Genomic DNA, 353 nt, shown 5'->3' on the forward strand with positions numbered 1-353 from the left:
AGCCGACTCCACTCGACGCTGGGCTACGTCAGCCCCATGACGTTCGAGAAAAACTGGTCCGCAGCTCAGCAACACCGGGCTGCCTAATTCCCTCGGTTATGGGATTCGTGGAACAGGGGCAAGGTCACGCAATCTGACCGTCATCTGCAGATTTCTATACTCGCCCCCACCAAATTAATTTCGGGTCTTAATGAGGAGAATCCATGAAGATTAGTCGCATTGCCGTTGTGCATAAGCAGCTTTCGTGATGCCGAAAGCGTGGGGATTTGAGCAAGAACGGTGATGGACGCTGGAGGGGTTCCCTCAGGGAGCGTGCATGCACGCGCCTGAGGGAAGATGTCGCCTTTATTGTG

General features: G+C 54.4%; 1 protein-coding gene. It reads right to left on the reverse strand.

Annotation, left to right across the window (positions count from 1 at the left end; all coding sequences use genetic code 11):
• Positions 1 to 140: 140 nt before the first annotated feature.
• The coding region (locus tag F7R19_RS30085; RefSeq protein WP_211922811.1) for a hypothetical protein at positions 141 to 353 on the reverse strand (213 nt) is incomplete at its 5' end.

It is taken from the genome of Cupriavidus pauculus, assembly GCF_008801835.1.
In the GTDB taxonomy this organism is placed as follows: Bacteria; Pseudomonadota; Gammaproteobacteria; order Burkholderiales; family Burkholderiaceae; genus Cupriavidus; species Cupriavidus pauculus.